This is a genomic window from Synechococcus sp. CBW1004 (assembly GCF_015840715.1).
In the GTDB taxonomy this organism is placed as follows: domain Bacteria; phylum Cyanobacteriota; class Cyanobacteriia; order PCC-6307; family Cyanobiaceae; genus Cyanobium.
The window spans coordinates 16195-29414 of record NZ_CP060397.1; the positions used below are offsets into that span (position 1 = coordinate 16195).

Here is a 13220-nt window from a genome sequence, read left to right on the forward strand (position 1 = left end):
GGCGTCGTTGTGCGGGCGTCGACCTCCTCTTCTTCTTTCCCTCTGTGCTGGGCGTCGCGTTCTGCGCCGGCGGCTTCTCCCGGTCACACCGAGTGCCGTCGGTCGTTTTTCGGTCTGCCCACGCCTCCTGATCTATGCCGGAGGCGATCGCGCGCTTCAGAAGGGTTCGGCCTCGGAGACGAATCCCACCCCGCCGAAGAGCTCGAACAGCGGGCGGAGGGCGCTGCGGGCCTGGTCCACCTGCTGCGATGGGCAGAAGACGATCACGTGGGCGTTGGCGCCCAGGCCGCTGAAGTCCATGGCTTCGGAGATCTCACCCGCCAGGCCCATGCCCGTGACGTGACGCATCACGGAGTATCCAGGCACTCCGGCCTTGCGCAGGGCTTGGCAGACCCTGGAGACCTCGCGTTCACTCACGAACAGATCGATCCGTTTCATCGAAGCAGCAGCGATGGAACTGAAAGGCAGCGGCCGTTGCTCATGAGGCTGGCACCACATGCTGAATAACGCTCATGTAGAGCGGAATTCCCACCACCACATTGAAGGGGAAGGTCACGCCAAGAGCCGTCGAGATGTAGAGGCTCGGGTTGGCCTGTGGCACGGTCATGCGCATGGCGGCCGGCACAGCGATGTAGCTGGCGCTGGCGCACAGCACCATGAACAGCAGGGTATCGCCCTGGTTCAGCCCCAGCGGGATGGAGATCAGCAGCCCGAGGGCCGCGTGAACCAGTGGTGCCAGCACGGCGAATCCGATCAGGAAGGTGCCGGCACGCCGCAGATCCTGCAGGCGCTGTGCCGCCACCAACCCCATATCGAGCAGAAAGAAACAGAGGGCTCCGTAGAACAACTTCTCGGTGAAGGGGTCCATCTTCTCCACGCCGCTGGGGCTGAAGCTGGTCACCAGCCAGCCGATCACCAGGCTGCCGATCAGCAGAAACACCGAGCCATTGAGGAAGGCCTCCTGCAGCACCTCCCTCCAGGCCAGTCCGGCGGATTCCCCACTGCGATCGTGCCCGCCGTTGCCGGTGCCGAGCTTGGCCAGCACCACGCCCACCACGATCGCCGGCGATTCCATCAGGGCCAGGGCTGCCACCATGAAGCCGTCGAAGTCCTGATGAAGCACCGTCAGGAAGCTCTGGGCCGTGATGAAGGTCACGGCGCTGATCGAGCCGTAGGAGGCCGCCACCGCGGCGGCATTGCTGCCATCCAGGCGGGTGCGCAGCACCAGATAGCTCGAGATCGGCACCAGCAGTGACATCAGCACCGCTGCCCCGATCGTGAGCAGCACCTGAGGGCCGAGGCCGCTGTGGGCCAGCTCCAGCCCGCCCTTGAAGCCGATGGCCAGCAGCAGATAGAGGGAGAACAGCTTGGGCAGAGGGCTCGGGATCTCCAGATCGGAGCCCACCAGAACCGCCAGCACCCCCAGGAAGAAAAACAGAACCGGGGCAGAGACGAGGTTCTGAATGATCAGGCTGGATTCCATCCCCATCGACTCCGCTTCCCGCAAACTACCGGCGGGCGCCGGAGGGGACGTCAGCGGCTGCTGAAACTTGATCGCCGGACCGGCCGACCTCGCAGGCTTTCCCTACTCTTCGCCCGAGGCAGGAACCCTGGAGTTTCCGGGGGTGGAATGTTCAACCCGTCCTGCCTCACCCCCTTGGGCCCTGGGGGGCTTGTTGAAGTGAAGCTGGATGTTGTGGGGGCTTTGGGGGTCTGGCGTTTTTGGGCTTGTCAGTTTTCCCCTGCCCCACGCGGGCTGCCCTGGCGGAGCAGCCCGCGTGGGGCAGGGGCGGGGGTGGTGGGTTTCGTGGCCGGTGGGTGTGCGGCAGAGGGCGCGGGGTGGGGATGGATCCTGGTTCAGGAAGCACTCCTGCTCGTTTGAAGCTGACTGACAGCGCGGTCACGACTGGGCACCTGCCGTACTCGCGCTGGCTGGGCTGGTCAGCGGTGCTGTCATCCGGAGCAGACGTGCTGGCTGGTGGAGGATCAGGAGGCGTGACAGGGGCTGCAGGGACAGGCCGTGCCAGGGGCGGATCGGCGTCCATGGCTGTTGAAGAGCCTGCATGGCACTCGGTGCGGGCGCGGCTTCTGCGCTCAGCTGTGCCGGTGGGCTGCACGGCTGTTGCAGCGTGCTGCCGGCCCGCCAGCGTTGCGGGGGAGGGAGCCTGCTGGGAACCCTGCGGCCCGGGTGCGAAGCAGGGCTGGGGAGGTCGGTTGAGCGCCGGAGCTTGCTCAGGTGATGCGACACAATGGCCCCGTCAGCGGGATTGTCGGGTCGATGTCGCGAGAGGCCTCGCCGCCGCTGCCCGCGCCGCTGCAGGCTTCCTGCGTCAGTGGCACCCCCACCCTGGTGATCGCCAGCGGCAATCCCCACAAGGTGGAGGAGATCGCCGCCATGCTCGATGCCACCGGCCTGCGGGTGGCGGGTCAGCCCCGTGATCTGGAAATCGAGGAAACCGGCGACACCTATCTCGCCAATGCCCGTCTGAAGGCAGAAACCGTCGCGTCGCTGACCGGTTGCTGGGCCCTCGCCGATGATTCCGGCATCGAGGTCGATGCTCTCGGCGGAAGGCCCGGGCTGTTCTCCGCCCGCTATGCCCCCACCGATCACGAGCGCATCCACCGCCTGCTGCACGAACTGGGTGATTCGCTGTATCGAGGCGCCAGTTTCATCAGCGCCATGGCTCTGGCCAATCCGGATGGAATCACGGTCGCGGAATCGGAGGGCATCTGCCGCGGGCTGGTGCTGCGCGCCCCCCAGGGCCATGGCCCCGGCTACGACCCGATCTTCTACGTGCGTGGGGCCGGCGCCAGCTATGCCCAGCTGAACGCCTTTCAGAAGAGCCGTTTCGGCAGCCGTGGCCGCGCCGCCCGCGCGATGGCGCCCCGGTTGCGCGACTGTCTGGGCCTCGACGACTGAGCCCCTCGCCGGCGCCAGTCCTCGACCGACAGCGCTGTCGCCGCGTGCCATGGCCTCGTGCGCCACATGCCCCGTGGGATGGGCCTCCGGGACCGCGCAAGCTTTGTCACGCTGGGAGGGTTGAGGCTCTCGTCTGCCAGGACCCTGCTGCTGATGAGGCCTCCGCTCGTCTACCACCCGGCCTATTCGGCGCCGCTGCCCAGCAGCCATCGCTTCCCGATGGCCAAGTTCCGCCTCCTGCATGAGGCCCTCTGCCAGCAGGGACTGGCCCGCCCGGATCAGATCCATCAGCCCCTGCCGATCCCGCGCCGGGCCCTGGAGCTCGTGCATCCGCGTGCGTACCACCAGGCCTTCTCGAGCGATCAGCTCAGCGCCGCCGAGCAGCGCCGCATCGGCCTTCCGGCCACGCGCCCCCTGGTGCGCCGCAGCTGGCTGGCCGTCGGGGGCACGCTGCTCAGCGCCAGGCTGGCCCTGCGCCACGGCCTGGCCTGCCATCTGGCCGGTGGCACCCACCATGCCTTCCCGACCTACGGCAGTGGCTTCTGCATCTTCAATGATGTGGCCGTGGCGGCGCGCGTGCTGCTGGCCGAAGCGGCCGTGCGTCGGGTGATGGTGGTCGATCTGGATGTGCACCAGGGCGACGGCACCGCCGCGATCTTCGCCGCCGATCCGCGCGTCTTCACCCTCTCGCTTCACGCCGCCTCCAACTTCCCGCTTCGCAAGCAGTGCAGCGACCACGATCTGGCCCTGCCTGACGGGATGGAGGACGAGGCCTATCTGGCCGCCGTGGGGGATCTGTTGCCGGATCTGCTCAGCCAGGTCAGGCCCGATCTGGTGCTCTACAACGCTGGCGTGGATCCGCATCGCAACGACCGGCTCGGCCGCCTCTGCCTCAGCGATGCGGGCCTGCTGCAGCGCGACCGGCTGGTGCTGGAACTGTGCCTCCGCCGGCGCGTGCCGGTGGCCACCGTGATCGGCGGCGGCTACGACGATCTGGCCGCGCTCGTCGAACGCCACAGCCTGGTGTTCCGTGCCGCGATGGAGGTGGGATTGCTGATGGGCCTGTGATGGCCGCAGTCCCAGGCTTCAGCCGTTGATCTGGGAGACGGCCCGCATCGCCGCGGCCGCTGCCTCCTCCACGTCGCCTTCGCGGCCGGCCAGGGTGAGGCGGCCGAAAGCACCGACCGCCTTCACGTCCACCACCGTGATGTTGGAGGCCTTCTCGGCTTCGTTGGCGGCGATCAGCACATAGCCCGCCGGCTCGGTTTCAAGGATGAACATGCTCATCCCGGACTGGATCATCGAACCGCGGCGGTTCTGGCGGTTGATCAGCACTGCATGGTCCGGGGTGATCGCCCGGATGATCTCGGTCCAGGTCACCTCACAGCGGCTGCGCTGGTCGACGCTGCTGCCGATCGCTTCGAGCACCACTTCACCGGAGTGGAGCACGTTGCTCTGATCGCGGTGGTACATCGCGATCGAGCCGAAGGCCCGCTCCACCACCATCTGGCCGAGCCGCACGGTGCTGGCCTTGAGGGCGATGTCGGTGACACGGTGCACGGCCATCCCCGGGGATACCTCCAGCCAGAGGCAGGCATCGCCGGGGATCGGAAGGAAGCCCTGGCTGACTGTGCCCATGTAGGCCGCCAGCTGGGGCTGCAGCGAATCGAGGAAGACGTAGGTGCGCAGCTCGATCGACTGCACGTGGCTCGACTGCCTCAGCCGATGGCTCTCGCTGTCGGTGGTGATCACGCAGCTGGCGCCATCACCACCGGAGCGACCGACGATCGCATTGACCTCGGTGCCGGTGATCAGGGGCCGGTCGCCCTGCAGGGCGCGGCGGCGGCGGCTGACGGCCCGGTCTTCGGCGCTGAGGGGGCGGAAGTTCGAATCCATCAGGCGCCGGGGCGTCACCTCCGCGAAGAGTGCTGGACGGCCGGCTGGGAACTCCCCGCCGGCGCAATGGAGCTGGCGATCGAGCGCCGAGCCGTCTCTGTTCGTTCTGAACACGGAGGCCGCAGGCTGGAACGGACGTTGCAGCTGCAGATCGTGATGCCGCCGTTCGCCATCACTTGGAATGGCGGATGCAGTGGCCAACCGGAAGAACCGGGGCAGACCGTGACCGGCCGGCAGGGCTTCAGGCGCAGCGATCTTACGCCGCGGCCGTCTGTTTCCCCTGACAGCCCCGGCGATTCGGTGACGACCGCCACGCCGTCTCTGGGCATGGCCGCTAGCAAGGCGCCATTCCTGGTGGTGTCGCCATGCTCACCCCGTCCACCCGTCTGAGATTGCAATCGATCCTGGCGCGGATCAGCCGCGACGAACCGGTGAGCCTGCAGGAGCGCATCGAGCTGCAGAAACATGCCGATCGCAATGCCACCGTGGCCGGCTGGCTTCGCCAGGCCCGGCGCCGTCGTGCTCAGACCGGGCCGCTCACCGGCCTGGACCGCCTACTGGACGACCTGAATCTGGGCCCGGCCGATCCGGAGGAACGCCATCGCCCCGGCCAGGATGATCTGGGCGAGTGGTTCGGCGGGGCGCCCGGCTGGTTGCGGCGCAGCTGAGTGCTCCCTTCCCCTCGGACGAGGGTCCCGGCGCTGCCGTTCACGCTGTTGAGCGACGCGGCGCCCCACTCGCTTGCTCAGTCGTCTCCCGACGGAGAGCGAGGGAGCTGCATGAGCGGTCTGCTGCGTTGGCCGTGGCGAGCGTGCGACCGGACAGCGCGGCCCTGTGCCGATCGGCTGCAAGGCGGTCTGCGGATGCGTCGCACCGCGGTTGGCAGATGAGGATCTGCCAGCGGCCTGCGGGATCGCAGACATGCCGCAGGACAGGGGCTGGACGGATCCCCAGGGGTCAAGGATCAGGCCCCCTTGCGCAAACCTGCAGCGCCGGTACGGTCCGCCCAATTCTTCACATCTTCTCCCGATGGCCGAGAAGCGCAGCGCCAGCCCCGCGGAAGCCGCCGCGGCCGAGACGATTTCCGGGGAATCTGACTCCGTGCGCGCGGCCGAATGGCTGGCTCAGGCCGCACAGCAGGGCCTCGGCCCCGAGCAGCTGCTGGCCTGCCTCGCCCTCGGGTGGATGGGCCGTCAGCGCGAGAGCGGTGAACCTCCCACCTGGGTCTGGAATGAGGAGCCGCAGGGAGCCGCCGATCTGGCTTCGCTGCGCCAGCGGCTGGAGGTGATCCAGCTGGCGGTGCAGACCGGTGCGCCGCTGACCACCGCCGAGGTGACCAGGCTGCTGGGAGCGCGCCCCGGTGCCGATCTGGTCGAGCGCGGTGGGGTGCGGGCCCGTCGGATCAGCCGCAATGTCTGGAAGCTGAGCCGCAGCGCTGAGGCCCGCGAGTCCTCCGGTTCAGTGGTGCAGTTCGGCGAGGGCTTCCGCCGCCGGCTCTGAGGCGCCGGCTTCGGTGCGGATCCGCCCACAGCCAGGCTCTGATCCCGAACAGTTGTAAAGCGCTCCGGCATGGGGGCCGGCGGCCCCGCTAGCCCTGACACATCTTCCGCCGGAGTGATCCGTCCATGGTCGTCTCCGTCGCTGACGCGACACACGTTGCTCCTGATCTGCTCAAGCAGAACGGTCAGCGAGAGGTGTTCTGCGGCCTCACCTCGATTGTCTGGCTGCACCGGCGCATGCCGGATGCCTTCTTCCTGGTGGTGGGGTCGCGCACCTGCGCTCACCTGATCCAGAGCGCCGCGGGCGTGATGATCTTCGCCGAACCGCGCTTCGGCACGGCGATCCTGGGCGAGCGCGATCTGGCCGGCCTTGCCGATGCCAACGACGAGCTCGACCGGCTGGTGCGCGACCTGCTGGAGCGGCGCCCCGAGATCCGCACCCTGTTTCTGGTGGGCTCCTGCCCCAGCGAGGTGATCAAGCTCGATCTCTCCCGGGCTGCCGAGCGGCTGAGCGAGCAGTTCCGAGGCCGCGTGCGGGTGCTCAATTACTCGGGCAGCGGCATCGAGACCACCTTCACCCAGGGGGAAGACGAGGCCCTGCAGGCCCTGCTGCCGCTGATGCCCTCCAGCGAGGAGCCGCAGCTGCTGATCGCCGGCACGCTGGCGGATGCGGTGGAGGATCGCTTCGTCTCCCTGTTCGGCCGCATGGGCCTGCCGGTGGTGCGCAGCCTGCCCCCGCGCCGTTCCACCGAGCTGCCGCCGGTGGGGCCCGGCACAAAGGTGCTTCTGGCCCAGCCGTTCCTCAGCGGCACCGCCCGGGCGCTGGTGCATCGCGGAGCCGAGCTGATCCGCGCCCCCTATCCGTTCGGGGTCGAGGGCAGCCGTGACTGGATGGCGGCGGCGGCGGCCGCCTTCGGCATCGATCCGGCCGTGGTCGCTTCGGTGCTCGATCCGCTCGTCGAGCGGGGCCGTCGGGCGGTGGCGCCCCACCGTGAGGTGCTGGCGGGCAAGCGCCTGTTCCTGATGCCCGATTCACAGCTGGAGATTCCCCTGGCCCGCTTCCTGGCCCGTGAGTGCGGCATGGAGCTGGTGGAGGTGGGCACTCCTTATCTCGATCGGCAGCTGATGGAGGCCGAGCAGGCGCTGCTGCCGCCCGGCACCCAGCTGAGCGAGGGCCAGGACGTGGAGAAGCAGTTGGAGCGGGTGCGTGCAGCCCGGCCCGATCTGGTGGTCTGTGGTCTGGGCCTGGCCAATCCCCTCGAGGCCGAGGGCATCGCCACCAAGTGGTCGATCGAGCTGGTGTTCAGTCCCATCCACGGCTGCGACCAGGCCGGCGACCTGGCCGAACTCTTCGCCCGCCCCCTGCGCCGGAGAGGACTGCTGCACTTCGCCTGAAGGCCATGGCCCAGCCGTTTGCTGATCAAGTCCCATGGCCAGCCCGACACCAAGGACTGACCTCGCCCCGATCCGCCTCTGCGCTGGCTGATTCGCTCGCCGCGGTCCTCCTCAGGCCACGCCTTCGCCCGCCAGCACCGCCTCCGCTTCCAGACGCTGCCCGCTTCCCGCGGAGACCACCCATTCCCCGCCCTCGCCCTCAGCCATCGCCTCTGGGACCTGATTCCTGCCCCCCCTGCGTGATCTCCTCGCTCACCGTCATCGCCGACCAGCAGCTCGTCCGCAGCGCTTCTCCAAGAACCCTGCAACGGCGGTTCTGCCAGCCCCGCTCCTGCTTCGTGGTCCCACCCCTGGGCCTCCAGGCGGCGGCTCCGCCAGGGCCGCCGAAACAGCAGCTGGACAGCAGACAAGGATTTCCCCGATCCCTGCCGCTCTGATCCACCTCCCGGCCTCAACCGTGGTTCTCGCTCCCCCCTCCCCTCAGGTGCTCACGCCGGCTGCTCCGCCAGGGCAGCCGGCGTGAGCACCTGAGAGCAAGAAAAAGTCAGAAATACCGGAACCCACCAACGCGCACCGCAGGAGCCCTCAAGCCACCGCCTCCCGACTCCTCAGCCAGCGCTCCCAACACACCTCGTCACACCGCAAGGCACCGCATGGAACTCACCCTCTGGACCTACGAAGGCCCCCCTCACGTGGGCGCCATGCGCATCGCCACCTCGATGGAGGGGGTGCACTACGTGCTGCACGCCCCTCAGGGCGACACCTACGCCGATCTGCTGTTCACGATGATCGAACGGCGTGACCGCCGGCCGCCTGTCACCTACACCACCTTTCAGGCCCGTGACCTGGGCGGTGACACGGCAGACCTGGTCAAACGCACGCTCAAGGACGCGGTGGAACGCTTTCAGCCGGAGGCTCTGCTGGTGGGCGAAAGCTGCACCGCCGAACTGATTCAGGATCAGCCTGGCGCCCTGGCGATGGGGATGGGTTTCGGAGATCTGCCGATCATCAATCTCGAGCTGCCGGCCTATTCGAAGAAGGAGAACTGGGGAGCGGCGGAAACCTTCTATCAACTGGTGCGCGGTCTGCTGAAGAACGCCATGCCGGCGCCGGGAACGCCGAAGCCCTCTCCCACGCGCTGGAAGGAGGAGGGCCGCCGGCCGCGGGTGAACCTCCTCGGGCCTTCCCTGCTGGGCTTCCGCTGCCGCGATGACGTGGCGGAAATGACGCGGCTGCTGGCGGAGCATGGCGTCGAGGTGACGGTGGTGGCGCCGCTGGGGGCGAGGCCGGCCGACCTGCGACGCATCCCCACGGCCGACGCCAACGTCTGCCTCTATCCGGAGGTGGCGGGAACGCTGTGCAGCTGGCTGGAGCGCAGCTTCGGCATGGCGACGATCCGCACAGTGCCGATCGGCATCAACGCCACCTGCGATTTCCTGCAGGAGCTCGGGCGGGTTCTGGAGCTTGAGCTCCCCGAGACCGCGATCGAGCAGCGCCGCTCGCGCCTGCCCTGGTATTCGAAATCAGTGGATTCCACCTATCTCACCGGCAAGCGGGTGTTCATCTTCGGCGACGGCACCCACGCCCTCGCCGCCGCCCGCATCGCCCGCGAGGAGATGGGCTTCGAGGTGGTGGGCCTGGGCACCTACAGCCGCGAGATGGCCCGCGAGGTGCGCGCTGCCGCGAAGGAGATGGGCCTGGAGGCGCTGATCAGTGACAACTATCTGGCGGTGGAGAAGGCGATGGCGGAGGCGGTGCCGGAGCTGGTGCTCGGCACCCAGATGGAGCGCCACAGCGCCAAGCGGCTGGGCATTCCCTGCGCCGTGATCAGCACACCGCTGCACGTGCAGGATGTGCCGGCCCGTTATTCGCCCCAGATGGGCTGGGAGGGGGCGAACGTGATCTTCGACACCTGGGTGCATCCGCTGATGATGGGCCTGGAGGAGCACCTGATTGGCATGTTCCGCCACGATTTCGAGTTCGTCGACGGACACCGCAGCCACCTCGGAGATGGGGCTCCTTCGATGGCCCCGGCCGCCGATCCGGCGCATGAGGGGATGGCGATGGCGGCTGCTTCCGGCCAGAGCTCCAGCGGCGGCACCGCCACGCTGTTGGCACCGGTGGCCGCTGCCACCGCTGGTGCGATGGAATCAGCCACTGCATCTGGAACAGCCGTGGCGCTGGTGGAGGCACCCGCGGTGGCTGCCGGCGACCAACCGACCTGGAGCACCGATGGTGAGGCGGAGCTGCACAAGATCCCCTTCTTCGTGCGCGGCAAGGTCAGGCGCAACACCGAGACCTTCGCCCGCGAGCGCGGCATCGCCGTGATCGACGCCGAAACCCTGTACGACGCCAAGGCCCATTTCAGTCGTTGAAGCCAGGCCTGATCGCTGGGCGCCAGCCTGTTGCGGCCCATCCGGGAGTGAGTGGAGCCCGCCGTCCTGGCGCTTGCCACGGTGTCTACAGATCGGAGGTGCATGAACCCCCGTCGCCCTGCCTCAAGCGCGACGGCCCGATGCGGTCGTCAGCAGACCGACCTGGCGTATCAGCGAGCCAGAGGAGCGCGATCCTTCGTCAAGGCGAAGCATGGGATTTGAGCATTTGTGCTCAGGTGTTCGTGGGCTGTTGATGACCAAACGAAAGCCGGATGTTTCTTTTTGCATGGTCAGCCCCCAGTCGGTCAATGGGCGCCCTTGGATAGTGCTGAATCGCCCGGTCTCCGCTTGAACGCGGACCTGGAAACCGCGGCAGCTCTGCCGCATTGTTCTTTATGACGACCACGCTTTCCGCTCCCACAAGCCACTCCGCCGCTGGCGGAAACAGCCGTGAAGATGGAGAAGGCAGCCTGCAGGTGCATCAGGACCCGTCGCTGCGCATCGAGGAAGGGGCCCTGGTCATCGCCGTGTACGGCAAGGGAGGCATCGGCAAGTCCACCACCTCCTCGAATCTTTCAGCGGCCTTCTCGAAGCTCGGCAAGCGGGTGCTGCAGATCGGCTGTGATCCCAAGCATGACAGCACCTTCACGCTCACCAAGAAGATGGTGCCGACGGTGATCGACATCCTCGAGACCGTCGATTTCCACACCGAGGAGCTGCGCCCCGAGGACTACATGTTCGAAGGCTTCAACGGGGTGCAGTGCATTGAGGCGGGTGGGCCTCCGGCCGGCACTGGCTGCGGTGGTTATGTCACCGGCCAGACGGTGAAGCTGCTCAAGGAGCATCACCTGCTCGAGGACACCGATGTGGTGATCTTCGATGTGCTCGGTGATGTGGTGTGCGGCGGCTTTGCGGCGCCGCTGCAGCATGCCCATTACTGCCTGATCGTGACGGCGAACGATTTCGATTCGATCTTCGCCATGAACCGGATCATCGCCGCCATCCAGGCCAAGGCGAAGAACTACAAGGTGCGCCTCGGCGGTGTGATCGCCAACCGTTCTGAGGAGACTGACGAGATCGACAAGTTTAACGATCGGGTGGGGATGAAAACCATGGCCCATTTCAAGTCCGTGGACGCGATTCGAAAATCTAGGCTCAAGAAATGCACCATCTTCGAGATGGAGAGCACGCCTGAAGTGGATGCCGTGCAGCAGGAATACCTGAATCTGGCTCAGAAGATGCTCACTGACGTGGAACCCTTGCAGGCCGAGCCGCTCAAGGATCGCGAGATCTTCGATCTGCTGGGCTTCGATTGAGCCGCTCCTGGCTCATCGCCCTTTCGTCCCTTCCTGCGGATGCCGTGTCCCACCTCCACCCAGGAGGTGGGTTTTTCATGGTCTCGGCAGCTTGCCATCACCTCCCAGCATTGCCCTTGCTGCGCCCAGCCAGCGAGGCGTGCAGGCATGGCTACCCACACATCGGCGGTGAGCGAGGTGGGGCATCGGAAGGGCTGCTTCGGTGTGTGTCCGTCATCCCTCCTGGGGGCGGGGACGGCCCTGCCCCAGGCTCAGATCTCAGCCGCCGCCCGTTCCACCAGTCGCCGCGCCACAGCCTGCACGCCCGTGTGCTGGTAGGTATCGGTGAAGGCGTCGAGGAAGGCGGCCAGCCCTTCGAAGCTGCCCTGCCAGGGGCCGAGCGTGCTCTCCAGGGCTCGCACCGCCCGTTGCCCGCTCAGCCCCAGCGTGCCGACGAAGCCTCCCGCCCAGCCCAGCCAGGTGCCAACGCCCTGGCGCAGGAACGCCAGATGGGCCTCATCGCCCCGTCCCGGCAGCAGTCCTGCCATGCCGCCATAGGCCGGCAGCTGGCGTAGATCGCGGCCGCTGACGCCGGCCAGCAGCCCTTCGAGCCGCTGCAGCGCCTGATCGCCGAGAGGCAGAAGGGCGTCGAAGCAGACCAGCGCCGCCATCCGCACCTTCGCGTCGCCGGCATAGTCCTGCAGCGCCGCGGCGAAATCGCCGAAGCTGTCACCCGGCAGGCCGTTCACCTGGGTGAAGGCGAGCATTTCGGCCGCCACCTTGAGACTCAGGTCCACCGCCTGCAGGGTGTCGCTGGGCGGCACGACCTGCGCCATCCGCTTCACCAGCGGCAGGCCGCCTGTGACGTTGGCCAGCACCCGCAGGCTGCCGCTCGCCTTCTGCGATCGATTGACGGCGTCGTAGAGGCTCAGAGCCCTGCCGTATCCCTCATGGCGGGCACGGCTCAGGGCATCGGCGCGGGCCCGCACCTGGGCCAGCAGGGTCGGATCGCTGGTTCCCAGCACCTCGCTGATCAGGGCATCGGCGCTGGTGATGTTCTGCCAGCCGCCGGCGAGGCTGCCGATCCCGTTCAGGGCGAGAACTGTCAGGTTGCGGCGCGGCAGGCGCTCCAGGCGTTCGAGAACCGTGGTCATGCGGCTGGCTCCAGCTCGGGGGAGCTGGCAGATGTGGCGGGGGCCAACGGCTGCTGACGGCTGGCGGGCAGCACCTGGCGTGAACTCTTCTGCGCGGGAGCCAGCGCAGCCAGTTTCTGGAGCTGGAAGGCGGCCAGCAGGTCATGGCGCTGCTGGAGATCCAGGCCGGCCCCCTGGCCGATCACCTTCACCTGAAAGCGATCCGCCACCAGCAGGGCGCTGGCCTGACCTCCCTGCTCGGCCAGCGGCCAGCCCTGCAGGCGCTCCGTGCTGGCGGCGAACTTGCCTTTGGCCTCGGGGCTGGTGATCGTGTCGGAGATGGCGAGGAGAGCGGTGGTCTGATCGCCCTGCTTCAGCTTCGCCTCACTGAAGCCGCGCTTCTCCTGCGTGAAGATCAGCTGCTCCCCGGGGCCTGGCGTCGGGAAGAGGCGGTTGAAGGCGGTGCCGTTGACCACCTCGGATTTGGGCAGGTCGGCGACGGTGCCTCCCGGCAACCAGGAGTGGAAAGGCAGGAACAGCAGTCCGGCGAGCAGCAGGCCCACTGCAAGCAGCAGGCCCACTGCCCAGCGCAGCGGGCGAGGCATGGCGGAAGGGGGTCGGCCCCTCGGGTGGCGACAAGACCTTGGTAGCCACGGATGCGGCCAGGGGCACTGACCGATCGGCAAGCCTGCGCTGAATCGCCCTCC

Annotated in this window: 12 protein-coding genes; 7 read left to right on the top strand and 5 right to left on the bottom strand. The window is 67.6% G+C overall.

The features are described from left to right. Positions 1-156 precede the first annotated feature (156 nt). Both H8F25_RS00080 and H8F25_RS00085 read right to left on the bottom strand, forming a co-directional pair. Positions 157-438, bottom strand: a complete 282-nt coding sequence (locus H8F25_RS00080; protein WP_197211514.1) for a transcriptional regulator — start codon at positions 436-438, stop codon at positions 157-159. Between the two features lie 40 nt (positions 439-478). After that, positions 479-1483 (bottom strand): sodium-dependent bicarbonate transport family permease, encoded by a 1005-nt coding sequence (locus tag H8F25_RS00085; RefSeq protein ID WP_197211515.1) that lies wholly within the window; start codon positions 1481-1483, stop codon positions 479-481. 795 nt (positions 1484-2278) lie between these two features. Here H8F25_RS00085 and H8F25_RS00090 point away from each other — a divergent pair. After that, on the top strand, positions 2279-2920 hold the full coding sequence (locus tag H8F25_RS00090) for a non-canonical purine NTP pyrophosphatase (RefSeq protein ID WP_197211516.1): 642 nt from the start codon (positions 2279-2281) through the stop codon (positions 2918-2920). A gap of 153 nt (positions 2921-3073) precedes the next feature. Further along, the gene (locus H8F25_RS00095) at positions 3074-3988 is read left to right on the top strand and encodes a histone deacetylase (RefSeq protein ID WP_197211517.1); all 915 of its coding nucleotides are present in this window, start codon (positions 3074-3076) and stop codon (positions 3986-3988) included. Between the two features lie 18 nt (positions 3989-4006). On the opposite strand, the gene H8F25_RS00100 is transcribed toward H8F25_RS00095, so the two are convergent. Continuing rightward, positions 4007-4816, bottom strand: a complete 810-nt coding sequence (locus tag H8F25_RS00100; protein ID WP_197211518.1) for a BMC domain-containing protein — start codon at positions 4814-4816, stop codon at positions 4007-4009. 365 nt (positions 4817-5181) lie between these two features. On the opposite strand from H8F25_RS00100, the gene H8F25_RS00105 reads away from it, so the two are divergent. The 5 genes from H8F25_RS00105 to bchL all read left to right on the top strand — a co-directional run bounded on the left by H8F25_RS00105 (position 5182) and on the right by bchL (position 11401). Further along, a complete protein-coding gene (locus tag H8F25_RS00105) occupies positions 5182-5484 on the top strand; it encodes a hypothetical protein (protein WP_197211519.1) in 303 nt (100 codons plus the stop codon). A gap of 361 nt (positions 5485-5845) precedes the next feature. Next, positions 5846-6316 carry a hypothetical protein gene (locus H8F25_RS00110; protein ID WP_231596949.1) on the top strand — a complete coding sequence of 157 codons (471 nt, stop codon included), beginning with the start codon at positions 5846-5848 and terminating at the stop codon, positions 6314-6316. A gap of 125 nt (positions 6317-6441) precedes the next feature. After that, on the top strand, positions 6442-7710 hold the full coding sequence (locus H8F25_RS00115) for a ferredoxin:protochlorophyllide reductase (ATP-dependent) subunit N (protein WP_197211520.1): 1269 nt from the start codon (positions 6442-6444) through the stop codon (positions 7708-7710). A gap of 653 nt (positions 7711-8363) precedes the next feature. Further along, positions 8364-10085, top strand: coding sequence for a ferredoxin:protochlorophyllide reductase (ATP-dependent) subunit B (locus tag H8F25_RS00120; RefSeq protein ID WP_197211521.1), 1722 nt, complete (start codon positions 8364-8366; stop codon positions 10083-10085). 395 nt (positions 10086-10480) lie between these two features. Next, complete coding sequence (gene bchL / locus H8F25_RS00125; protein ID WP_197211522.1) at positions 10481-11401, top strand: ferredoxin:protochlorophyllide reductase (ATP-dependent) iron-sulfur ATP-binding protein; 921 nt, start codon at positions 10481-10483, stop codon at positions 11399-11401. A 251-nt stretch (positions 11402-11652) separates the two neighbouring features. On the opposite strand, the gene H8F25_RS00130 is transcribed toward bchL, so the two are convergent. Together H8F25_RS00130 and H8F25_RS00135 are read right to left on the bottom strand one after the other, a co-directional pair. After that, complete coding sequence (locus H8F25_RS00130) at positions 11653-12534, bottom strand: hypothetical protein (protein WP_197211523.1); 882 nt, start codon at positions 12532-12534, stop codon at positions 11653-11655. Further along, complete coding sequence (locus tag H8F25_RS00135; RefSeq protein WP_197211524.1) at positions 12531-13118, bottom strand: hypothetical protein; 588 nt, start codon at positions 13116-13118, stop codon at positions 12531-12533. Before H8F25_RS00135 ends, H8F25_RS00130 begins: the two co-directional genes overlap by 4 nt. Between the last annotated feature and the right edge of the window lie 102 nt (positions 13119-13220).